At 71.4% G+C, this 22,421-nt stretch carries 17 protein-coding genes and 2 pseudogenes; 11 read left to right on the top strand and 8 right to left on the bottom strand.

The genetic code is table 11. The features are described 5' to 3' along the window. Nucleotides 1–80: 80 nt before the first annotated feature. Both ACH4U7_RS06455 and ACH4U7_RS06450 read left to right on the top strand, forming a co-directional pair. Nucleotides 81–1,103: an endonuclease/exonuclease/phosphatase family protein gene (locus ACH4U7_RS06455; RefSeq protein WP_398526847.1), complete on the top strand. Its 1,023-nt coding sequence runs from the start codon at nt 81–83 to the stop codon at nt 1,101–1,103. 146 nt (nt 1,104–1,249) lie between these two features. After that, entirely contained in the window at nt 1,250–2,455 is a 1,206-nt protein-coding gene (locus ACH4U7_RS06450) for an MFS transporter (protein ID WP_398526846.1), read from the top strand. A 142-nt stretch (nt 2,456–2,597) separates the two neighbouring features. On the opposite strand, the gene ACH4U7_RS06445 is transcribed toward ACH4U7_RS06450, so the two are convergent. Beyond that, nucleotides 2,598–3,182 (bottom strand): TetR/AcrR family transcriptional regulator, encoded by a 585-nt coding sequence (locus ACH4U7_RS06445; RefSeq protein WP_398526845.1) that lies wholly within the window; start codon nt 3,180–3,182, stop codon nt 2,598–2,600. Nucleotides 3,183–3,296: 114 nt separating this feature from the next. On the opposite strand from ACH4U7_RS06445, the gene ACH4U7_RS06440 reads away from it, so the two are divergent. The 3 genes from ACH4U7_RS06440 to ACH4U7_RS06430 all read left to right on the top strand — a co-directional run bounded on the left by ACH4U7_RS06440 (nt 3,297) and on the right by ACH4U7_RS06430 (nt 6,134). Further along, nucleotides 3,297–4,343 (top strand): MBL fold metallo-hydrolase, encoded by a 1,047-nt coding sequence (locus ACH4U7_RS06440; protein WP_398526844.1) that lies wholly within the window; start codon nt 3,297–3,299, stop codon nt 4,341–4,343. 49 nt (nt 4,344–4,392) lie between these two features. Then, nucleotides 4,393–5,235, top strand: a complete 843-nt coding sequence (locus tag ACH4U7_RS06435) for an NAD(P)H-binding protein (RefSeq protein ID WP_398526843.1) — start codon at nt 4,393–4,395, stop codon at nt 5,233–5,235. A 110-nt stretch (nt 5,236–5,345) separates the two neighbouring features. Beyond that, nucleotides 5,346–6,134 carry an alpha/beta fold hydrolase gene (locus ACH4U7_RS06430; RefSeq protein WP_398526842.1) on the top strand — a complete coding sequence of 263 codons (789 nt, stop codon included), beginning with the start codon at nt 5,346–5,348 and terminating at the stop codon, nt 6,132–6,134. A 74-nt stretch (nt 6,135–6,208) separates the two neighbouring features. Here the strand turns inward: ACH4U7_RS06430 and ACH4U7_RS06425 are convergent, their stop codons facing one another. Both ACH4U7_RS06425 and ACH4U7_RS06420 read right to left on the bottom strand, forming a co-directional pair. Next, nucleotides 6,209–7,966, bottom strand: coding sequence for an NAD+ synthase (locus ACH4U7_RS06425; protein WP_398526841.1), 1,758 nt, complete (start codon nt 7,964–7,966; stop codon nt 6,209–6,211). Nucleotides 7,967–8,143: 177 nt separating this feature from the next. Then, nucleotides 8,144–9,814: a multicopper oxidase family protein gene (locus tag ACH4U7_RS06420; protein ID WP_398526840.1), complete on the bottom strand. Its 1,671-nt coding sequence runs from the start codon at nt 9,812–9,814 to the stop codon at nt 8,144–8,146. A 539-nt stretch (nt 9,815–10,353) separates the two neighbouring features. Between ACH4U7_RS06420 and glnA the strand changes: the two genes are divergently transcribed. Together glnA and ACH4U7_RS06410 are read left to right on the top strand one after the other, a co-directional pair. Next, entirely contained in the window at nt 10,354–11,715 is a 1,362-nt protein-coding gene (gene glnA, locus ACH4U7_RS06415) for a type I glutamate--ammonia ligase (protein ID WP_398526839.1), read from the top strand. Between the two features lie 105 nt (nt 11,716–11,820). Then, on the top strand, nt 11,821–15,132 hold the full coding sequence (locus ACH4U7_RS06410; RefSeq protein WP_398526838.1) for a bifunctional [glutamine synthetase] adenylyltransferase/[glutamine synthetase]-adenylyl-L-tyrosine phosphorylase: 3,312 nt from the start codon (nt 11,821–11,823) through the stop codon (nt 15,130–15,132). On the opposite strand, the gene ACH4U7_RS06405 is transcribed toward ACH4U7_RS06410, so the two are convergent. From ACH4U7_RS06405 to ACH4U7_RS06395, 3 genes are all read right to left on the bottom strand, one after another. After that, entirely contained in the window at nt 15,120–15,389 is a 270-nt protein-coding gene (locus tag ACH4U7_RS06405) for an acyl carrier protein (protein ID WP_398526837.1), read from the bottom strand. The two genes, ACH4U7_RS06410 and ACH4U7_RS06405, sit on opposite strands and share 13 nt — an antisense overlap. Nucleotides 15,390–15,452: 63 nt before the next feature. Continuing rightward, nucleotides 15,453–16,943 carry an amino acid adenylation domain-containing protein gene (locus ACH4U7_RS06400; RefSeq protein ID WP_398526836.1) on the bottom strand — a complete coding sequence of 497 codons (1,491 nt, stop codon included), beginning with the start codon at nt 16,941–16,943 and terminating at the stop codon, nt 15,453–15,455. Next, entirely contained in the window at nt 16,940–18,094 is a 1,155-nt protein-coding gene (locus ACH4U7_RS06395; protein ID WP_398526835.1) for an acyl-CoA dehydrogenase family protein, read from the bottom strand. Before ACH4U7_RS06395 ends, ACH4U7_RS06400 begins: the two co-directional genes overlap by 4 nt. A gap of 205 nt (nt 18,095–18,299) precedes the next feature. Between ACH4U7_RS06395 and ACH4U7_RS06390 the strand changes: the two genes are divergently transcribed. Then, nucleotides 18,300–19,373, top strand: a complete 1,074-nt coding sequence (locus ACH4U7_RS06390) for a ketoacyl-ACP synthase III family protein (protein ID WP_398526834.1) — start codon at nt 18,300–18,302, stop codon at nt 19,371–19,373. 74 nt (nt 19,374–19,447) lie between these two features. Here the strand turns inward: ACH4U7_RS06390 and ACH4U7_RS06385 are convergent, their stop codons facing one another. Together ACH4U7_RS06385 and ACH4U7_RS06380 are read right to left on the bottom strand one after the other, a co-directional pair. After that, nucleotides 19,448–20,731 carry a cytochrome P450 gene (locus ACH4U7_RS06385; RefSeq protein ID WP_398526833.1) on the bottom strand — a complete coding sequence of 428 codons (1,284 nt, stop codon included), beginning with the start codon at nt 20,729–20,731 and terminating at the stop codon, nt 19,448–19,450. Between the two features lie 146 nt (nt 20,732–20,877). Next, nucleotides 20,878–21,144 (bottom strand): annotated as a pseudogene (locus ACH4U7_RS06380) (winged helix-turn-helix transcriptional regulator); the annotation flags it as partial. On the opposite strand from ACH4U7_RS06380, the pseudogene ACH4U7_RS06375 reads away from it, so the two are divergent. The 3 genes and pseudogenes from ACH4U7_RS06375 to ACH4U7_RS06365 form a co-directional block, all read left to right on the top strand. Then, nucleotides 21,133–21,543, top strand: a pseudogene (locus ACH4U7_RS06375) (aspartate/glutamate racemase family protein); the annotation flags it as partial. The pseudogenes ACH4U7_RS06380 and ACH4U7_RS06375 overlap by 12 nt on opposite strands. Further along, on the top strand, nt 21,528–21,755 hold the full coding sequence (locus ACH4U7_RS06370) for an aspartate/glutamate racemase family protein (protein WP_398527013.1): 228 nt from the start codon (nt 21,528–21,530) through the stop codon (nt 21,753–21,755). The pseudogene ACH4U7_RS06375 and the gene ACH4U7_RS06370, both read left to right, overlap by 16 nt. A gap of 31 nt (nt 21,756–21,786) precedes the next feature. Beyond that, nucleotides 21,787–22,365, top strand: a complete 579-nt coding sequence (locus tag ACH4U7_RS06365) for a TetR/AcrR family transcriptional regulator (RefSeq protein WP_398526832.1) — start codon at nt 21,787–21,789, stop codon at nt 22,363–22,365. Nucleotides 22,366–22,421 lie beyond the last annotated feature (56 nt).

Genomic DNA, 22,421 nt, shown 5'->3' with positions numbered 1-22,421 from the left:
AGCGTCGGGGAAAGCACTGGTCATCGCCTAGGGTCTTAGCCCAGGGCGCGGCAGTTGAGGCAGCGAGGGACGGACGACGAATGGCGCAGGCGTACACGCAGGAGACGGAACAGCACGGGGCTCCGGAGCCGACCGGCTCTCGGGCCCGGCGCCTGCTCGACCGGCTCCGCCGTGACCGCGGCATCTGGCGGCGGGGGCTGGTCCTCGCCGCGATCGCGGTGCTGCTCACGCTGGTCATGGTCTTCCACGCCGAGATCCCCAACCGCGTGGGCAACCTCGGCAGCCTGCTGGAGACCTTTCTGCCCTGGCTGGGCCTGCTGATCCCGATTCTGCTGGTGCTCGCGCTGGTCCGCCGGTCGGCCAGCGCCGTGCTCTCGCTGGTGCTGCCGGTCGCCGTATGGCTGAACCTCTTCGGCGGGCTGATGTTCGCCGACAAGTCCGGCGGCGAAGGCGATCTGACCGTCGTCACCCACAACGTCAACGCGGACAACCCCGATCCGGCCAAAACCGCGAAGGACGTGGCCGCTTCGGGCGCGGACGTAGTGGCCCTGGAGGAGCTGAAGACCGCCGCGGTGCCCACGTACGAGCGGGCGCTGGGCGGCACTTACCCCTACCACACGGTCCAGGGCACGGTCGGGCTGTGGAGCAAGTACCCGCTCTCCGGCACCAAGCCGGTGGACATCAAGCTGGGCTGGACGCGGGCGATGCGCACCACGGTCGCCGCGCCGGACGGCCGCGTCGCCTTCTATGTCGCACATCTGCCATCCGTCCGGGTGAAGTTCAACGCGGGCTTCACCGCCGGACAGCGCGACGACAGCGCCGACGCGCTGGGCGAGGCCATCGCCAACGAGCCGCTCGACAAGGTGATCCTGCTGGGTGACCTCAACGGCACCATGAACGACCGCTCGCTGGCCCCCGTCACCTCGCAGATGCGGTCCGCGCAGGGCGCGGCGGGCGACGGCTTCGGCTTCAGCTGGCCCGCGTCGTTCCCGATGGCGCGCATCGACCAGATCATGGTGCGCGGGGTGTCGCCGGTCTCGGCGTGGACCCTGCCGCGGACCGAGAGTGACCATCTGCCGGTGGCGGCGTCGGTCAAGCTCTGAGCGTGCTGGGGGACCGCGCCGTACGCAAGATCTAACAACATGTTCACCTGGGGGATTCTCCCGGGGAACAAAACGCATGAGAGACTTTGTTCCGGCAGAGAACATATGTGTCGCGTCCCTTTTCTCCTTCGTTTGAAAGGTCTCTCATGCCCCTGGCCCTGCTCGCACTCGCTGTGAGCGCCTTCGGCATTGGTACTACCGAGTTTGTGATGATGGGCCTGCTGCCCAACGTCGCCGACGATCTGGGCACCTCCGTGCCGACCGCCGGGTACCTCGTCTCCGCCTACGCCATCGGTGTCGTGGTGGGCGCCCCGCTGCTGACCGCCCTCGGCTCCCGCATCCCGCGCAAGCGGATGCTCATCCTTCTCATGGCGCTCTTCACGGTGGGCAACCTCGCCTCCGCCCTGGCCCCCTCCTTCGGGCTGCTGATGGCCGGACGAGTGCTCGCCGGGCTGCCGCACGGCGCGTTCTTCGGCGTCGGCGCGGTGGTCGCGGCGCGGCTGGTGGCGGAGGAGCGGCGGGCCCGCGCGGTCGCCACGATGTTCCTCGGCCTCACCGTCGCCAACATCGTCGGCGTCCCCGTGGCCACACTGCTCGGCCAACGCCTCGGCTGGCGCGCCACGTTCCTCGTGGTCGCCGCGATCGGTGTCGTCGCCATGGCCGCGCTCGCCCGGCTCATCCCCCAGATCTCCATGGACCAGCAGGCCGGCCTCCGCCACGAACTGGGCGCGCTGCGCGACCGCCAGGTCGTACTCGGGCTGCTCACCGCGGTCTTCGGCTTCGCCGGCGTCTTCGCGGTCTACAGCTACCTCGCCTCGATGATGACCGAGGTCACCGGCCTGGCCGAGGCCTCCGTCACGGTGGTGCTGGCCCTCTTCGGTATCGGCATGACCCTGGGCGCGCTGCTCGCCGGCCCGCTCACCGACCGGGCCCTGCGGCCCACGCTCTACGGGTCGTTGGCGGCGCTCGCGGCGGTGCTGGTGCTGTTCGACTTCACGGTGCATATGAAGTGGGCGGCCATGGCCACGGTCGTGGTGCTGGGTGCGGTCGGCTTCATGACCACGACCCCGCTGCAGATGCTGGTCATGAACAAGGCCCGGCACGCCCCGACCCTCGCCTCCGCCTCCAACCACTCCGCCTTCAACCTCGCCAACGCGGGCGGGGCCTGGCTCGGCGGCGTCGCGATCGCGGCCGGCTGGGGCTGGACCTCGCCGACCCTGGTCGGCGCGGCGCTCGCGGTCGTCGGCCTGGCCATCGCGGTCACGGCGGGGGCGCTCGACCGCGGTACGAGTGGGACCTCGCGGGTGGTGGCGAGCAGCGAGTCGGTGCCGCGCCTCACCGAGGTGGGCTGACCGGTCGGCCGTACGAACCGCCTGTACGGGCAGGCTGCCTGTGTGAGCTAGCCCCCGCTCCCGGCCATCCGCCATCGGCCGGGAGCGGGGGCTTTTGCGGCGAGGGGCTTTTGCGGCGAGGGGCGTCTTCGGCGGGGCGACGTCACGCCCGGTGTGCGTCCAGGAGCAGTTCGGCCATGGCGCGGGCCTGCCGGGCCGGCCAGTCCGCGCGGTGGGCCTGGACGGAGGCGTAGACGCCTTCCAGGGTGACGGTGAGCTGGTCGGCGAGCGCCGAGGGGTCGGCAATCGGGGAGACGGCCGCCAGGGCGTCGGTGAGTTCGCGGAAACGGTCGCGGACCCAACGCTTGACGGCAACGGCGTTGCGGTGGGCTGGCAGTTCGCGGTCGGGGAACTCGGCGAGCGTCATCAGGAAGGGGCAGCCTCGGCACTGGTCGGGCTGCACCTGGTCGATGAGCGCGTCGAACAGCGCCAGGATCCGCTCGCGCGGATGGCGGCCGTCGGCCCGGGTCGCCTCGGTGAACCACTGCTGGTAGCCGTGCCCGTTGTGCTCGACGTAGGCGGCGACCAAGTCGTCCTTGGAGGCGAAGAGCCGGTAGAGCGTGGTGGGGGCGACGCCCGCCTCGCGGGCGACCCGGTCGATACCGACGGCGCGGACGCCGTGCCAGTAGAACAGGTCGTGGGCGACCGTCAGTACATGCTCGCGCGTTTCTGCCGCCGAGCGTCGCATCGAAGTTCCCCTTTGGTTCCTTGCCTCTTTGATGACCGCCGCTCTAGGCTATAGGCCGCGCCAATGTTAGGGAACGTTCCACTACAAACATTTGAGTTCGACAGGAGTGACACCATGCCCCACACCTCCGCACGGCCATTCCGCACACGAACGCGACGCCTGCTGTTATCCGGGCTGGCCGTGCTGTGCGCGCTCATGATGGCCGCCACTGGCTGTTCCAGCGGCGACGAGGCCCCCGAGAACCCCGCGGGCGGGACCCCGGGCGGCGCCAAGCCGCTTCGGGTGGAGCGGATCGCCTCCGCCAATCCGGGCTCGGTGAACACCTACTGGTTCCCGGCGCCCAAAGGGCTGATCGTCGTGGACACCCAGCGCTCGCTCACCGATGCGCGCAGCGCGCTCAACACCCTCCAGGGCACCGCCAAACCCGTCGTCGCCATTCTCATCACCCATCCCCACCCCGACCACGTCGGCGGAGCGGGAGTCCTCCATGACGCGTATCCGCAGGCCGGGATCCATGCCTCCGAAGCGAGCAGGGACTTCATGCGCGACGACCCACTGGGCTTCTACAAGCTCACCCGAAAGCTCCCCGGCTCCGACTACGCCAAGGAGCTGACCCTGCCGGACCACCTGATCCGGCCCGGTGCTGCCCTCGACGCCGGCGGCGTCCGGCTGGAGACCGCCGAGTTCGGCCCCGGCGAATCGGTGACGACCACTGTCTACTACCAGCCCGACTCCGGCGCGCTCTTCGTCGGGGACCTGGTCAACAGCAAGGCCACGCCCGCGCTGATCGAGGGCAACACCTGCGGCTGGCTCACCGATCTCGACCGGCTCGAAGACAAGTTCCCCGATGCCCGCACCCTCTATCCCGGCCACGGGGCACCTGGTGCGCCGGCCGAGTTGATCGATCGGCAGCGCGACTACCTGGTGCACATCCGCCACCTGGTTCGGCCCACCGTCGCCGCCGAGTCGCCCGGCGGCGAGAAGGTGACCCGCGAGGAGAAGAACTCGGCCATCGCCGAACTGAAGAGCTCCTATCCGGGCTTCCAGCCTGTTGCCACCCTCCCCGACCTGCATGCGGTCAACGTCGACGCGGTGGCCAGGGAACTGCGCGGGGAGGACGCCGGCCGGCTGCCCGAAGCCTGCCGGGAACGTGCGAACTGAGTGGCTGTCCGGTGGCTGTTTCGTCCATCCGTCGATATGGAGAAGTGAAATGATCTTGGTGACAGGTGCGACCGGCAATGTGGGATCGGAACTGGTCAGTGCGCTGGCCGAGGCCGGCGAGGAGGTGCGCGCGCTGACCCGGAATCCGTCGGCCGCCGCCCTGCTCCCGCCCGGGGTCGAGCCCGTGGCGGGTGATCTGAACCGGCCGCAGAGCCTGGCCGACGTGCTGGCGGGGGTCAGCGGGCTCTTCCTGCTGCCCGGGTACCAGGACATGCCGGGCCTGCTGGCGGAGGCCCGGCACGCCGGAGTGAAGCGGGTGGTGCTGCTGTCCGGCGGCTCGGCCGCGCTCGCCGACCTCGACAACGCGGTGTCCCGCTACATGACCCTCTCCGAGCGCGCGGTGCGCGAGTCCGGGCTGTCCTGGACCTTCCTGCGGCCCCGGTCCTTCATGTCCAATGCCCTGCGCTGGCGACCGCAGCTCGCGGTCGGCGACGAGGTGCGCGTGCCGTTCCCCGGCGTGCGGACCGCCGCCATCGACCCGTACGACATCGCGGCCGTCGCGGTGCCGGCGCTGCTGACCGACGACCACGACGGCCGTATCCACGAGCTGACCGGCCCGGAGTCCCTGCTGCCCGCCGACCAGGTCGCGGTGCTTGCCAAGGTGCTGGGACGGGACCTGCGCTGCCACGGCCTGACGGACGCGGAGGCGCGGGAAGACATGAGCCGGACCATGCCCGCCGAGTACGTCGACGCCTTCTTCAGCTTCTTCGTCGACGGAACCCTCGACGAGTCGTCCACGCACCCGGCCGTCCGGGACGTCACCGGGCGTGAGCCGCGCACCTTCGAGCAGTGGGCCCGTGCGCACGCCGGTGAGTTTGCCGCACCGGCTTGACTCTGACATCGATGTGAGACTTTAGCGTCGCGGGCATGAGATACGGCCGGCGGACAGCTCCTCGCGGCGCCGGGCACAGCACATCGACCGTCCACGGAAGGAACACCGTCATGACCGCCACATCAACAACCCTTGGGCGCATCGTGCGCGGCACCGGCCCCGGGCTGCTCCTCGCCCACGGCGGCACCGGCAGCATCGACGAGAACTACGGCCCGATCCTGGACGGGCTGGCCGAACGGTACAAAGTAGTCGGCCCCGACTACCCCGGCTCTGGCCGCACCCCACGCGCCGAGGGCCCGCTGGACCTCGACCGACTCGCCGACGACGTCGTCGCCACCGCCGTCGAGGAGGGCCTTGAGACCTTCGCGATCGCCGGCTACTCCCTCGGCGGCCCCATCGCCCTGCGCGCCGCGACCCGGCACCCCGAGCGGGTGACCGCCCTGGTGCTGACCGCCACCTTCGCCCACCCGAACGCCCGGATGCGCCTACTGGTCGGGGACTGGCTCCGCCACCTCAGGTCCGGCGACCCGGAGGCGACGGCCCGCTGGGCGCTGCTGACCGCCGCCGGCACGCCGTACGCGGACCGGATGACCCCGGACCAGCTCGCGGAGGCGGTGGCCGGGACCGGCGCGTCCGTCCCGCCCGGGGCGGTCGAGCAGGTCGAGCTCGTCGGGAGCGTGGACGTACGCGAGGACTTGGGCCGGGTCCGGGTGCCGACCCTGGTGATCTCCACCGCCCTTGACGCGATGGCGACGCCATACCACCACCGGCAGGTCGCGGACGGCATCGCCAACGCGGAGTTCGCCGAAATCCAGTCCGGCCACCTGCCGTTCCTGGAGGCACCGGGGGAGTGGCTGAGCCTGATCAGGAAGTTCCTGGACGCGAGGGTGACCCGCTAGGCGCGGTGGCCGGCCCTGCCGCGGCGGTTCCGCCGAGCCGGCGAGGGCGGGTGGGTGGGGTGCCCCCACCCACCTCAGCCGTGTTCGCGCCAGCGGTTCGTGATCGGGAGGCGGCGGTCCTTGCCGAAGCCCTTGGCGGAGATCTTGGTGCCCGGCGGGTACTGGCGGCGCTTGTACTCCGCGGTGTCGACGAGCCGCAGAATGCGCGTGACCAGCTCGTCGTCGTAGCCCGCCGCGACGATTTCCGCCCGGCCCTGGTCCCGGTCGACGTACAGCTCCAGGATCTGGTCGAGCACGTCGTAGTCGGGGAGGGAGTCGGTGTCGACCTGGCCCGGGCGGAGTTCGGCGCTCGGGGGCTTGGTGATGGAGTTCTCCGGGATGGGCGGGGTCTGGCCGCGCTCTTCCGCGGCCTGGTTGCGCCATTTCGCCAGGCGGAAGACGGATGTCTTGTAGACGTCCTTGATGGGGCCGTACGCGCCGACCGAATCCCCGTACAGAGTCGAATAGCCGCAGGCCAGCTCGGACTTGTTGCCCGGGGCCAGCACGATGTGGCCCTCCTGGTTGGAGATGGCCATCAGCATCGTGCCGCGCAGCCGCGACTGGAGGTTCTCCTCGGCCAGGCCGGTGAGGTGCAGCGACTCCATATAGGCGTCGAACATCGGGGCGATCGGGACCGTACGGAAGTTCAGCCCCGTGCGCCGGGCGAGCTCGGCGGCGTCGGCGATGGAGTGCTCGGAGGAGTAGCGGGACGGCATGGCGACGCCGTACACGTTCTGCGCGCCGACCGCGTCGCACGCGATGGCCGCGACGAGCGCGGAGTCGATGCCGCCGGACAGTCCGATCAGCACGCTGCGGAAACCGTTCTTCGCCACATACGCGCGCAAGCCCACGACGAGCGCGGTGTAGATCTCCTCGTCGTCGCCGAGGCGCTCGGCGGTGCCGCCGGCCAGCTCGGGCTCGTACGCCGGGAGGGGGTCCGCGGAGAGCGTGAGGTGTTCGATGCGCAGTCCGTCGTCCACGACGCCCTGTGGCACGGTGCCGGGGTCGGCGGCGGGCAGGTCGAGGTCGAGCAGCACACAGCCCTCGGCGAACTGCGGGGCGCGGGCGATCACTTCGCCGTCGCGGTCGACGACGATCGAGTCGCCGTCGAAGACCAGTTCGTCCTGGCCGCCGATCATGGCGAGGTACGCGGTGGTGCAGCCCGCCTCCTGGGCGCGCTTGCGGACCAGCTCCAGGCGGGTGTCGTCCTTGTCGCGCTCGTACGGCGAGGCGTTGATCGACAGCAGCAGCCCGGCGCCGGCGGAGCGGGCGGCGGGCACCCGGCCGCCGTCCTGCCACAGGTCTTCGCAGATGGCGAGGGCGACATCGACGCCGTGCACGCGGATCATGGGCAGCGTCTGGCCCGGGACGAAGTAGCGGAACTCATCGAAGACGCCGTAGTTCGGCAGGTGGTGCTTGGCGAAGGTGAGGATCACCTCGCCGCGGTGCAGCACGGCGGCGGCGTTCTGCGGGGCCCCGGCCGGCTGGCCGAACCGCGGCTGGGCGCGCTCGCTGCGGTCGAGATAGCCGACGACGACGGGCAGCTCGCCGAAGCCCTCGGCCTCCAGCCGGGCGGCGAGCGCGCGCAGCGCTGCGCGGGACGCCTCGACGAAGGAGGAGCGCAGGGCCAGGTCCTCGACGGGGTAGCCGGTCAGCACCATCTCGGGGAACGCCACCAGGTGGGCGCCCTGCTCGGCGGAGTGCCGGGTCCAGTGGACTATCGACTCGGTGTTGCCGTCGAGGTCGCCGACGGTCGAGTCGATCTGGTTCAGAGCGAGACGAAGTTGAGGCACGGCGCCCAGTGTAATCGTCTCTTTGACGCGATGGCCCTGCGTGTCTTCTTTGTCACGTCGGCCCACGTCGGCCCACGTCGGCGCGGCCCACGTCGGCGCGGTCCCCGTCGGCGCGGCCCCCGTCGGCCCGGTCCCCGTCGGCTCGTATGACGACGGAGACCGGGCGGCGGGGTCCCGCTACTTCCGGTAGCCGATGATCGTCATCAGCCCGGACTCCGAGTGGTAGACGTTGTGGCAGTGGACCATCCACAGCCCCGGGTTCTCCGCGTCGAAGTCGACGTTCACCTTCTGGTGCGGCAGCAGGATCGTCGTGTCCTTGCGCGGGCCGCCGTCCGGCAGCTGGAAGGTGTGGCCGTGCAGATGCATCGGGTGCCACATGTCGGTGCCGTTGATGAAGGACAGCCGGACCCGCTCGCCCGCGCGCACCGGATAGCGCTGCGACGGGTCGTACGGCTTGCCGTTGATCGCCCAGTCGTACTTCTTCATGGACCCCGTGATCCGCATGCGGATCGTCCGGTCGGGGTCGCGGGGCTTCAGCCGTACGTCCTCCGCGGCCCGCAGCTGGTCCGCGGTGATCAGCCTGCCGTCCAGCTCCTTGGGGCGTACGGACGGCAGTGGCGCCCCGGCGCTCTCGCTGGTGCGCAGCAGGGCCATCGCCGCGTGCCCCTTGCCCTCGGCGAGCGCGATCAGCGGGAAGACCCCGTCCTGGGCGGTGACCACCACGTCATAGCGCTCGGCCATGCCCAGCAGCAGCGTGTCGGTGGTGGTGTGCTCGACCGGGAAGCCGTCGGTGTGGGTGACCGTCATGGTGTGGCCGCCGAGCGCGACGCGGAAGGCGGTGTCGCCGCCCGCGTTGATGATCCGGATGCGGACGCGGTCGCCGGGCTTGGCGCGGAAGGTCCGGGGGTCGTCCGCGGTGCGGCCGTTGACCAGGTAGTACGGATACGCCACATTGCCCGGGTCGCCGCCCAGCAGCCGGCTCCTGGCGCCCCTGAGGATCCGGGACGGGCCGGTGCGGGGCGGGCGGGGGCCGTCGCCGTCCCCGTCCCCGTCGTTCCCGGAGGCGTCCCTGCCGCCCTTGCCGGAGCCGTTGCCGGGGTCGTCGCCGGAGCCCGTGTCGTCCATCCCGTGCATGCCGGCCATGCCGCCGCCGAGCTCGTCCAGCACCTCGTCCGGGGTGCTGCCGTCCACCCCGTCGACCCAGTCGTCGAGCACGACGATCCACTCCTCGTCGTACTCCAGCGGCTCCCTGGGATCGTCGACGATCAGCGGCGCGTACAGCCCCCGGTCCAACTGGACGCCGGAGTGCGGATGGAACCAGTACGTGCCCGGGTCCGGCACCGTGAAGCGGTAGTCGAAGGAGGCCCCGGCCTTGATCGGCGGCTGGGTCACCCCGGGGACGCCGTCCATGTCGTTGCGCAGGGAGATGCCGTGCCAGTGCACGGTGGTGGAGTGCGGCAGGTGGTTGGCGACCCGGACCGCGAGGGTGTCGCCCGCGGTGACCCGGATCGGCCGGGCGGGCAGTTCGTCGTCGTAAGCCCAGGTCCTGACCGTACGGGCGCCGAGGTTGAGCGAGGTGGTGGTGGCGGTCAGCCGGATCTCCCGTACCGGCCCCCGCTCCCGATGGGCGGCGGCGACCTCCTCGCCGTGGGGGGAGACATACCCCCCGTCTTGGGGTGCGGCGGGCTCCGCGGCGGCGGCCGGAGCGCCGGCGTCACCGGAGCCGGCCCGCGAGCCGTGTGAGTCGTCGGACGCGGAGGACGGGGCGGAGCAGGAAGTGAGCGGTCCGCTGCCGCCCGCGACGGCGATTCCCGCGCCGAGCACGGCGCGGCGAGTGAATGCGTGCATGAGTGGGCACCCCAATGGCCGATGTGTGTGAGCTGCGTGGTTGGGGTGGCGCGTACGCCTCGCCCGCGCGGGGGTGCGGGGTGGGCGGACGCGCTCCTATATGCCCAGCAGCGGCACGGCACAGGGCCCTGAAGACACCCGCTGACGCACCGGCCGACCCATCGGCCAACGCACCGGCCGACCGCACCGGGCGGTCGTCGCCCTCGGCTGTCGCCGGCGCTGGCGCTGGCGCTGTCCGAGCAATGCCTTCCTCCGCTTCCTCCGGTCGCTCCGGTCGGGCACGGCCCCTACGATCGGTGTCGGCGTATGCCGACATTGGCCACACCTTACCCCCAAGGGGTATCGAAACCCCGGTGGCGGGCCCGTGTGCGAAGCGCTCGGGGCCGTCCGGGGCCGCATGAAAGTACGATGCACACATCGCGGCGGGGATGCCGGTGGAGCGGTCCGAAACCTCTCCGAAACCCCGCCAGGTGATACTGGGGTCCACAGGTGCCCCACACGTACCCCAAGTGCCGTCTGACCTGCAAGGATAGGGGACCATGGATAAGCAGCAGGAGTTCGTGCTCCGCACCCTCGAAGAGCGCGACATCCGGTTCGTGCGGCTGTGGTTCACCGACGTGCTCGGCTTCCTCAAGTCCGTCGCCGTCGCGCCCGCCGAGCTCGAAGGTGCCTTCGACGAGGGCATCGGCTTCGACGGCTCCGCGATCGAGGGCTTCGCCCGGGTCTACGAGTCCGACATGATCGCCAAGCCGGACCCGAGCACCTTCCAGATCCTGCCCTGGCGCGCCGAGGCCCCCGGCACCGCCCGGATGTTCTGCGACATCCTGATGCCGGACGGCTCCCCGTCGTTCGCCGACCCCCGCTTTGTGCTCAAGCGGATCCTGGCCAGGACCTCCGACCTCGGGTTCACCTTCTACACCCACCCCGAGATCGAGTTCTTCCTGCTCAGCAAGAAGCCCGTGGACGGCAGCCGCCCGGAGCCCGCCGACTCCTCCGGCTACTTCGACCACACCCCGCAGAACATCGGCATGGACTTCCGCCGCCAGGCCATCACCATGCTCGAGTCGATGGGCATCTCGGTCGAGTTCTCCCACCACGAGGGCGCCCCCGGCCAGCAGGAGATCGACCTGCGCTACGCCGACGCGCTCTCCACCGCCGACAACATCATGACGTTCCGGCTGGTCATGAAGCAGGTGGCGCTGGAGCAGGGCGTACAGGCCACGTTCATGCCCAAGCCGTTCTCCGAGTATCCCGGCTCCGGTATGCACACCCACCTCTCCCTCTTCGAGGGCGACCGGAACGCGTTCTACGAGTCCGGCTCCGAGTTCCAGCTCTCCAAGGTCGGCCGCTCCTTCATCGCGGGGCTGCTGCGCCACGCCGGGGAGATCTCCGCCGTCACCAACCAGTGGGTCAACTCCTACAAGCGCATCTGGGGCGGCTCACAGCGCACCGCGGGCGCCGGCGGCGAGGCCCCCTCGTACATCTGCTGGGGCCACAACAACCGCTCCGCGCTGGTCCGCGTGCCCCTCTACAAGCCCGGCAAGACCGGCTCCACCCGCGTCGAGGTCCGCTCCCTCGACACCGGCGCCAACCCCTACCTCGCCTACGCCGTGCTGCTCGCGGCCGGCCTCAAGGGCATCGAGGAGGGCTACGAGCTCCCGGCCGGTGCCGACGACGACGTATGGGCGCTGTCCGACGCGGAGCGGCGCTCCCTGGGCATCGAGCCGCTGCCGCAGAACCTGGGCGAGGCCATCTACCTGATGGAGCGCAGCGAGCTGGTCGCCGAAACGCTCGGCGAGCACGTCTTCGACTTCTTCCTGCGCAACAAGAAGCAGGAGTGGGAGGAGTACCGCTCCGAGGTCACCCCCTTCGAGCTGCGCAAGAACCTGCCGGTGCTGTAGGCGCGGGCTGTGCCCGTGGGCCTAGGCTCGTCATCGGGCCCGCCCTGGTCACCGGTGGCGCGGGGCCATGGGCGGCGGCACTCGAGAGGCACGGGAGGCGGCGGCATGTCCGTACCGCAGGGACGCAGAAGCAGTAACTTCACCCGGCTGCTGCGGCACGGCTTCACCGACGCCTCCGTCGCCCAGCGGCTGCTGGACTCGCCCGAGCTGTCCGGCGTGCGGAGCGATTCGGTGCTGCTGGAGGCGCTGGGTGCGTCCGCGGACCCCGACCTGGCCCTGCGCGGGCTCGTACGGCTCGTCGAGGCGCTGCCGGACGGCACGGCGGGATCTGGGGGAGCGGCCGCGGCCGCTGCGGACAGTGGCTCCCGGCAGGCGCTGCTGGACACGCTCGTCACCGCCAAGCCGCTGCGCGACCGGCTGCTCGGGGTGCTCGGCGCGTCCGAGGCGCTGGGCGACCATCTGGCCCGGCACCCGGGGGACTGGCAGGCCCTGGTGATGTACGAGTCGGCGGATCTGCATCCGACCACCCCCGAGTTCGAACGGGCGCTGGCCGAGGGCATCTGGGGCCCGGCCGGGGCGGGGCGGCCCCGGCCCGACGCGCTGCGCATCGCCTACCGACGGGCGCTGCTGGCCATCGCCGCCCGCGATGTGTGCGGCACCACCGACGTGGCCCAGGTGGCCGCCGAGCTGGCCGATCTGGCGACCGCCACGCTGCGCGCCGCGCTGGAGATCGCCGCCGAGGAGCAGCCCGAGGACGCCGCGGCGTGCCGGCTCGCGGTCATCGGCATGGGCAAATGCGGCGGCCAGGAGCTCAACTACGTCTCCGACGTGGACGTCATCTTCGTAGCCGAGGCCGGGGAAGGGGCCGAGGAGGGCAAGGCGGTGCAGGCCGCGACCCGGCTCGCCTCCCGGCTGATGCGGATCTGCTCCGAGGCCACCGTCGAGGGCAGCATCTGGCCGGTCGACGCGAACCTCCGCCCCGAGGGCCGCAACGGGCCGCTGGTGCGCACCCTGTCCAGCCATCTGGCGTACTACCAGCGGTGGGCCAAGACCTGGGAGTTCCAGGCGCTGCTCAAGGCCCGGCCGGTCGCGGGCGACGCGGAGCTCGGTCAGGCGTACGTGGACGCCCTCGCGCCCATGGTGTGGCAGGCCGTCGAGCGCGAGAACTTCGTCCCCGACGTACAGCAGATGCGCCGCCGCGTCGTCGAGAACATCCCCGTCGCCGAGATAGAGCGTGAGCTCAAGCTCGGCCCCGGGGGCCTGCGCGACGTCGAATTCGCCGTCCAGTTGCTGCAGTTGGTGCACGGCCGGTCCGATGAGACGCTGCGCAGCGGCACCACGCTCGACGCGTTGGCGGCGCTGGCCGCGGGCGGCTATGTGGGGCGTTCCGACGCGGCCGCGCTGGACGCCGCGTACCGCTTTCTGCGCTCCATGGAGCACCGCATCCAGCTGTACCGGCTGCGCCGCACCCATCTGGTGCCCGAGGACGAGGCCGATCTGCGGCGCCTGGGCCGCTCCCTGGGGTTCCGTACGGAGCCGGTGGCCGAGCTGGGCACGGCGTGGCGGCGCCATGCGCGCGAGGTCCGGCGGCTGCACGAGAAGCTGTTCTACCGGCCGCTCCTGGACGCGGTCGCCCAACTGGAGCCCGGCGAGACCCGGCTCAGCTCCGCGGCCGCGGGCCAGCGCCTGGAAGCGCTCGGCTACGCCGATCCGGCCGCCGCGCTACGACATTTGGAGGCGTTGGCGTCTGGTGTGACCCGTAAAGCGGCGATTCAGCGTACGCTACTGCCCGTGCTGCTGGGCTGGTTCGCCGACTCCGCCGATCCGGACGCCGGGTTGTTGGGCTTCCGGAAGGTCTCCGACGCCTTGGGCAAGACGCCCTGGTATCTGCGGCTGCTGCGCGACGAGGGCGCCGCCGCGGAGAATCTGGCGCGGGTGCTGTCCGCCGGGCGGCTCGCCCCCGATCTGCTGCTGCGCGCCCCCGAGGCGGTCGCCCTGCTCGGTGACCCGGAGGGGCTGCGGCCGCGCGGCCGGCCGCACCTGGAGCAGGAGACGCTGGCGGCGGTCGGCCGCGCCGAGGGCGCGGAGGCGGCGGTCGCGGCGGCGCGCGGGGTGCGGCGGCGGGAGCTGTTCCGTACCGCGGCCGCCGACATCATCGAGAGCGCGCGCCAGGCGAACGGCGCCGTACAGCCGTCCGTGAGCCTGCCGCCGCCCGGCGGCGCGGGGGCGGCGGGCGGCGGGGCGCTCGCGGCGCCCGGCGGCGCGCGGCCCCCGGCCGGCAGGCCGGGCACCCCGGGCCCGCTCCGCCCCGCCGGGGCGGCGAAGCCGGCCGGGACCGCTCATGGCGCAGGGACCGCCCAGGCCGCCACGTCCACGGCGGCCACGGCCTCCGCGGCCACGGCCACGGGCGTGCCGGGGGTGGCCGAGCCGCCGCTGGACCCGGCCGCGATGGTCGACCTGGTCGGGGACGCCGTCTCCGACCTCAACGCCGCGACGATCGCGGGCGCGCTGCGCGCCGCGGTGCGCGCGAAGTGGGGCGACGAGCTGCCCACCCGCTTCGCGGTCATCGGGATGGGCCGGTTCGGCGGCCATGAGCTGGGCTACGGCTCGGACGCGGATGTGCTGTTCGTCCACGAGCCGCGCGAGGGCGTGGACGAACAGGAAGCCGCGCGCGCCGCGTTCGCCGTGGCCAACGAGATGCGGCGGCTGCTCCAGCTGCCCACCGTCGACCCGCCGCTGGCCATCGACGCCGATCTGCGGCCGGAGGGCAAGTCGGGCCCGCTGGTGCGCACCCTCGCCTCGTACGCCGCCTACTACCGGCGCTGGTCGCTGGTGTGGGAGAGCCAGGCGCTGCTCCGCGCCGAGCCGGTCGCGGGCGACCCCGAGCTCGGCGCCCGCTTCATCGAGCTGATCGACCCGCTGCGCTACCCGGCCGAGGGCCTGGGTGACGACGCGGTCCGCGAGATCCGGCGGCTCAAGGCCCGGATGGAGTCAGAACGCCTGCCCCGAGGCGCCGACCCCACCACCCACACCAAGCTGGGCCGCGGCGGCCTGTCCGACGTCGAGTGGACGGTGCAGCTGCTCCAGATGCGTCACGGCTGGGCCGAGCCTGGCCTGCGCACCACCCGCACCCGCGAGGCCCTGGCCGCCGCCCGCGCCGCCGAGCTGATCGGCACGGAGGACGCGCAGACCCTGGACGAGGCCTGGGTCCTGGCCACCCGCGCGCGCAACGGCATCATGCTGGTCCGTGGCCGCCCCGGTGACACGTTCCCCGGCGACAGCCGCGAACTGGCCGCGGTCTCCCGCTACTTGGGCTACGGGCCCGGTATGGTCGGCCAGATGCTCGACGACTACCGCCGTACGACGCGGCGGGCGCGGGCGGTGGTGGACCGGCTGTTCTACGACTACGAGGGCTGACGCAGGGACAGCACGAGATCGGTGATGCTCTCCACATCCTTGAAGTGGCCGCCCGTCAGATGGGTGGCCGGCACCAGGACACCGAGTTCGTCCCGCAGATGGGCCAGCAGCCGCGCGGTCCGGATCGAGTCCAGGATGCCCCAGGCCAGCAGCGGTGTGGTCGGGGTGAGCTCGGCGAGGTCCGGGTCGGCGACCAACTCGTCCCGGACATAGCCGAGAAGCGTGTCCAGCAGGGCCGAGCGTTCGGTGTCGGGCACGGGGACTCCATCTGTTCAGGGGCAGGGGCAGGGGCAGGAGCAGGGGCAGGGGCGAGACTGCGGTCAGGCGCGGCGGTCCGGCTCCCTCGTCCGCAACTCCCGTACGAGGGCCGCGCGGTCGGTCTTGCCGTTGGGGCCGCGGGGGATGGCCTCGACGGTGTGCACCGCGTCGATGATCATGTAGCTGGGGAGCAGCGAGGCGCAGTGCCTCTTGAGGTCGAGCAGTTGTGGCCGCTGTCCGGGGCGGGGCACGACGACGGCGTGGAGCCGTGCCGCGTCGCTGCCGCCCGAGACGAGCACCACCACATCGCCGACCGCCGGATGCGCCCCGAGGGCGGCCTCCACCTCACCCGGCTCGACCCGGTGCCCGCGCACCTTCGCCAGGTCGTCGAACCGGCCGAGATACTCCAGATCGCCGCGGGCATCGCGGCGGCCGAGGTCCCCGGTCCGGTACGGGCCGTGGTGCGGCGGCCGGCCCCAGTAGCCCAGCATCACGGTCGGGCCGCTGACGACGATCTCGGCCGTACCGTCCGGCCGGGGCTCCAGACGTACGTCGTTTCCGCAGCACCCGGTACCGATCGGGAGCGGCGTCGTACGGACCAGGTCGGCGGCGGTCACCTCGTAGGACGTGCAGACATTGGTCTCCGTCGGGCCGTACCAATTGAGCAGCCGTACGCCGGGCCAGGCCGCGCGCAGCCGCTTGATGTCCTCGAGCGGGAAGGCTTCGCCCGCGAAGACGCAGGTGCGCAGGGACAGTGGCCCCCGGTCCAGCAGTCGCCCTTCGCGCAGCAACAGCAGGAACGCCGACGGCACCGAGTACCAGACGGTGATCCGCCGCTGGGCGAGCACATCGATGAGCTGGTCGGGGGCGTGGGCCAAGGTGTCGGGGACGAGGTGCACCGAGGCTCCGGCCCGGAAGGCGCCGTAGAGGTCGAACACCGACAGGTCGAAGGTGAAGGGCGCGTGGTTGGCCAGCCGGTCGGCGGGCCGCAGGCGCAGCTTTTCGGCGGCCCAGTCGATGAAGGACAGCGCGTTGCGGTGGCTCAGGCAGACGCCTTTGGGCTCGCCGGTGGAGCCCGAGGTGTAGAGGATGTACGCGGGGTCGTCGGGCGCGGCGGGGTGGTGTGCGGGGCATCGTCCCGGCTCGGCGGCGTCCCGCAGCGCGGTGCGGTCGACCACCGCGACCCGCAGACCGTCCAGGTCCAGGTCCAGGTCCGCCGGGTCGGGGGCGTCGTCGAGGTCGGTCACCACCAGCGACGGGCGGCAGTCCGCGACGATCCGGCGGACCCGGCCGATCGGGTTCGACGGCGTCACCGGCACATAGATCGCCCCGATCCGCAGTACGGCCTGCATCAGCGCGACCACCTCGGCGCTCTTGTCCGTCCACAGCAGCACCCGGTCCCCGGGCCGCACGCCCACGTCGAGCAGCGCGGCGGCGTACTGGTCGGCGAGCGCGTCGAGTCGGCGGTAGCTGAGGCCGCCGGTCATATCGTGGACGGCCGACGCCTCCGGGGTGCGTTCGGCCGCTTCGACCACCAGTCGGTGCAGGCTCACAGTCCCATGCTCCTTGCGATCAACTGCCGCTGGATCTCGGAGGTTCCGGAGAAGACGGTCGTCGGGAGCGCGTCCCTGACCGCCGCCTCGATGCCTTCCTCGCGCAGATAGCCCCGCCCGCCGAACAGCCGCATGGCATCCAGTGAACTGGCCACGGCCGCCTCGGAGACGGCCAGTTTGGACAGCGACACCCACAGGGAGGTGTCCGGGGCGTCGCGGTCCAGCGCGTCGCAGGCCCGGTAGAGCAGCAGCCGCCCGCTCTCCAGCCGCAGCTTCATATCGACGACGCGGTTGCTCACGGACTGGAACTCGGCCAGCCGCCTGCCGGACTGCCGGCGCTGCCGTACATGCTCCACGCACCGGTCGAGCAGCCGCTGCTGCACTCCCAGATACACCGCGAAGAGGCAGGACCGCTCCCACCGCATGGAGTGCTGGAAGATCGCGCCGCCCTGGCCGGGGGCGCCGAGCACCTGCTCGTCCGGTACGAAGCAGTCGTCGAACGTCACCGGCGCGGCCGGACATGACAGCAGCCCCATCTTGTCCAGCGGCTGCCCCACGGCCAGCCCTGGCGCGCCACGCTCGACGACGAACGCGGTCACCCCCAGATGCCCGGCCTGCGGATCGGTGGTCGCGTACGTCACAAACACATCGGCCACCGGTCCATTGCTCACAAAGCTCTTTGTGCCGCTGAGCAGAAAACCGTCCGCGACCCGCCGCGCGGTCACCGCCAGCCGGGCCACAGCAGAGCCGGATTCCGGCTCCGTCATGGCGTTTGCGGCGATCAGCTCCCCGGAGCACATTCGAGGGAGCAGCCGCTTACGCGTATCAGGTGGCGCGAAATCGAGGATCGGCATTCCACAGGCGAACAGATGAGCGGCGGCGGCGAACAGAATTCCGGTGTCCGCGCAGCCGCGGCCGGCGGACTCGAAGACGAGCGCGGTGTCCAACGCACCGAGCCCGCCGCCGCCCTCCGCCGTCGGCACGCTCGCCCCGAGCAGCCCCAGGGCGGCGAGGCGGGACCATTCGGCGCGGGTGTACGCCGGGTGCGCCGTGGGCCGATGGTGGCCCGGCCCGGTGGGGAAGGCGGCCTGCGCTCGGGCCAGGACGCTTGCGCAACGGTCGCGTTGTTGTCCGCTGAGTGTGAAGTCCATGGGGCCGCCCTCCTGTTTCGGGAAAAGCGAATTTCAGGTGTAGCCGCAACGCTCGACGGTCGCAAGGGAGGGGAAAAAGAAATTCACGGACTCCGTCGTCGGCTGAGGTGTATTCGAGTTGGAAGCGACCGCCTCTCTTCCGCGCCGGCGTATATGGAGAAAGCCGAACCTGAATTCACGGACAGGCGCGAAGGGGTGCACGTACATGCGGACATCGGATGTGTACATCGCCGCCGTCGGGGCCTATCTGCCCGACAGCGTCAGCGTGACCGAGGCTGTCCGGCAGGGATGGCTGGACGCCGCGGAAGCGGAGCGGTCCGGTCTGCTCGGCGCGGCCGTCGCGGGCGACACCCCCGCGCCGGAGATGGGAGTCCGCGCGGTCCGTACGGCCCTGGGGCGCTGGGGCGGCGATATCTCGGAGCTGGGGCTGCTGCTCTACGTCGAGGGCTACCGCTGCGGCCCCGACGGCTGGCTTCCGCAGTCGTATGTGATGCGCGAGGCGGTGGGCGGCGATCTGCTGGCGGTGGGCGTACGGCAGGGATGCAACGGCGTCTTCGGCGCCCTCGAACTGGCGGCGGCGCATCTTCGGGGCGGCGGCAGCGAGGCGGCGTTGATCGTCGCGGCCGACAACATGGGCTCACCTCTGGTGGACCGCTGGCGGGCCAGCCCGGGCTATCTCCTCGCCGACGGCGCGGCAGCGCTGGTGCTCACCCGGTCCGCGGGCTTCGCCCGGCTGCTGTCCGTCAACTCCAAGGCCGTACCGGAACTCGAAGCCCTGCACCGCGGCACCCAGCCACTGGATCCGTCCGGCTCGGCCCGGCCAGTGCCGCTCGACCTGGGCGCCAGGCAGCGGGAATTCCTCGGCGGTGACGACGCACCGAAGGACTGGATGCTGAGGGTGATGAAGGCTCAGGGCGAGCTGATGGCCCAGACCCTCGATGAGGCGGGCGTCACCGCCGAGGACATGACCCGCGTCGTCACCGCCCATGCGAACCGGGAACTGGCCGACGCGTGGCTGTCCTCCCTGGGCCGCACCCTGGAGCAGTCCGCCTGGGGCTTCGGCCGCGGGGTGGGCCACCTCATGGCCGGCGACCAGCTGGTCTCCTTGGAGCATCTGCTCATGGCCGGCGAGCTCGGCCCCGGCGACCGCGTCCTGCTGGTCGGCTCCGGCCCCGGCCTGGGCATCGCGGCAGCCGTCGTGGAGCTCACCGCGCTCCCGCCGTGGGCACCCGGACCCCGCGCCCGGACTCCGCGTCCGGACCCCGCGCCCGGCCGTTGACGGGAGGCGCTGACCGCGTCGGCGGCCGCGTCGTGGCGATGACCGCGTCGGCGGCCGCGCCGCCGTACGGCATCTCAGGCGCGCGGCGTGAAATGGCAGGGCAGCCGTGTCATTCCGTGGATGGACGTCCCGGTCACAAACTCGGGCACACCCGCCTCGATATCGGGCAGGACCCGCAGCAGTTCCCGGAAGAGGATCCTCAGCTGCGCCCTGGCGAGCTGGGCCGCCAGGCAGTAGTGCGCACCGCCACCGCCGAAGGACAGATGGGGGTTGGGGTCGCGGGCGAGGTCAAAACGTCCCGGTTCGCGGAAGACGGCCGCGTCGCGGTTGCCCGAGGCGTAGAACATCACCACCTTGTCCCCGGCCGAGATGTGCCGGCCGCCCAGCCGGGTGGGGGCCACCGCCGTACGGCGGAAGGTCAGCACGGGTGTGGCGTAGCGCAGGATCTCCTCCACGGCGGAGCCGATCCGGCCGTCGAGGTCGGCCAGCAGCCAGGCCCGCTGCTCGGGCAGGTCGGTGAGCAGCCTGAGCCCGTGGCCGATGGTCAGCGTCGTACTGTCGTTGCCCGCCAGACACAGCAGCAGGAAGAAGTCGGCGATGTCGGCGTCGGTCAGCCGGTCCCCGTCGACCTCGGCCTGGACCAGGACGGTCATCAGGTCCTGGGCCGGGCGGCCACGCCGTAACCCCGCCAGATTCAGGGCCATGTCGCGCAGTCTGCGATGGCCCTCGACCAGAAGCTCCAACGGGCTCTGCTCGTGACCGCCTTCCCCGTCCGTGCCGCTGATGCTCTGGGAGACCGTCGCGGCCACGGTGTCCTGCCATTCGCGGGGGATGCCCATCACATCGGAGATCACGCGCATGGGCAGCAGCGATGCGCAGTCCCGCATGAAGTCGGCCCTGCCGTCGGGGCGGTGGGCCAACTCGGCGACGATCCGCCGTGCGTGGGCCTCGATCCCTTGTCGCATCCCCAGGATGTGCCGCGGGGTGAAGGCGCCGCTGACCAGCCGCCTGATCTTGGTGTGCCGGGGTGGGTCCATGGCGAGCAGGGACTGGGAGCCTTCGACCAGCCCCTCGGGGATGTTCTCGAGCAGCACACCGGCGGACGAGGCGAACAGATCGGTGCGGCGGCTGACCGTCACGATGTCCTCATGCCGGACGACGGCCCAAAAGCCCGTGTCGTCCGGGTCCGGCAGCAACCTCCCCTCCACCGGTCGGTGCCAGGACACCGGCCGCTCGGCGCGCAGCAGGGCGAAGGACCGCTCCCGCTGCTCGGCGGTCTGCGACCAGAAGGCCAGGGACGACAGGTCCACGGAGTCATGGCGCTTCTCACCGGCGTGGACGGCGCGTGGGGCATCCATCTTCCCTCCAAGGGCTGACCTGGGAGCGGCGGGTGCGATTACCCCTTGTCCTCTGCCCGTCCCGTCCTGAGCGGCGGTCGACAACGATCGGAGCCTCCGGCGCATCCGATACGTGTACGCGTACGGGTACGCGTATCGGGACCGGCTCAGGCCCCGGCCGCGGATTCGGCCCCGACCTTGGCCTCGCGCTGGTCGTACGCCGCGCGCGCGGTGGCGATCTCGTCCTGGTGGTCCTCGGTCCAGGTGACGAGCGCCTGGATGGTGTCGTGCAGCGTCGCGCCCAGCGGAGTGAGCTGGTAGTCCACGCGCGGCGGGACGACCGGATGCACCGTACGGCGAACCAGCCCGTCGCGCTCCAGCTGGCGCAGCGTCACGGTCAGCATGCGCTGGCTGACCCCGTCGATCTCGCGCCGCGCGGCATCGCCGTCTCCGCGCTGCACGTCGCCCTCATGGACACCGACATGACGGCGAACGTGCCCGCCGAGGACGAGGCCGACCCCGCCGAGGTCGCGACCCAGGCGCTGGACGGCATCGAGGCCGGGCTGCCCGAGATCCTCGCCATCGGCAGCGATACCGGGCATGTGGTGGCCTCGGCCATCGAGGAGAGCACAACGCTGCCGCTGCTGCATATCGCGGACGTGGTCGCCGACGTCGCACACCGTCTCGGTGTGCGACGGCTCGGGCTGCTGGGCACCCGTCCGGTGATGCAAGGCGACTACTACCGCGACCGGCTCGGCGGCCACGGGTTCGAAGTCATCACACCCGAGGCGGCGGACGCGAGTTCGTCCACCGGCTCATCTTCGAGGAACTGACCCGAGGGCAGTTAAGGCAGGCGTCCCGCGCGGCGTTCACGGATGTCGTCCGGGGTCTCGGCGCGACGGGTGCCGAGGCCGTCGTACTCGGGTGCACGGAGTTCGGCCTGCTCGTCGGTCAGTCGGACGTTCCTGAAACACCGCTGCTCGACACCACGGACCTGTACATCGAGGCCATCGTCAAGGAAGCGCTCGCCACAACACTTTCTTGAGCGATCGATCCAGATAGGTTATGGTGAACGCGTGGCAAGGACGCGGGAGTTCGACACCGAGGCGGCGGTGAGCCGCGCGATGGAGCTGTTCTGGGCGCGCGGATACGAGGGCACCTCGGTGCGCGACCTGACCCGGCACCTCGGGATCGGCCAGGGCTCCCTCTACGCCGCGTTCGGCGACAAGGACGGCCTGTACCGGGCCGCGCTGGAGCGCTACCGCACCACGTTCGCGGCGGCCGCGCTGCGCAGCCTCGACGAAGGGGCGGACGCCCGGTCGGCGATCCGTACGATGCTGGTCGAGCGGGTTCGGATCGCCGCCGAACTCGACGGCCGGGGCTGCCTGTTGATCAACGCCGCCTGCGAGCGCGTACCGGAGGATGCGGCCACCCGGCGCACCGTGCGTGACGTACTGGGTGCCAGCCAGGAGGCGCTTGCCGAAGTGCTGCGGGTGGCGGCGGAGCGCGGTGAGATCGCGCCGCGGCACGATCCGCACACCCTCGCAGCCTTCCTTGTCACCTTCCTCAACGGGCTGCTTGTCTCCTCGAAGATCACACCGGACCCGCGCGCCCTCGAACCTCTCGTGGAGGTCGCGCTGGCGACCCTCGACTGACTTTTTCATGCCCTCAATCTGTATCGGGCGCTCCAGAAAAATTATCGACACCGGAG

The sequence above is a fragment of the Streptomyces sp. NPDC020845 genome, assembly GCF_044334165.1.
Lineage (GTDB): Bacteria > Actinomycetota > Actinomycetes > Streptomycetales > Streptomycetaceae > Streptomyces.
This window is presented reverse-complemented; position numbering and strand designations above follow the sequence as displayed.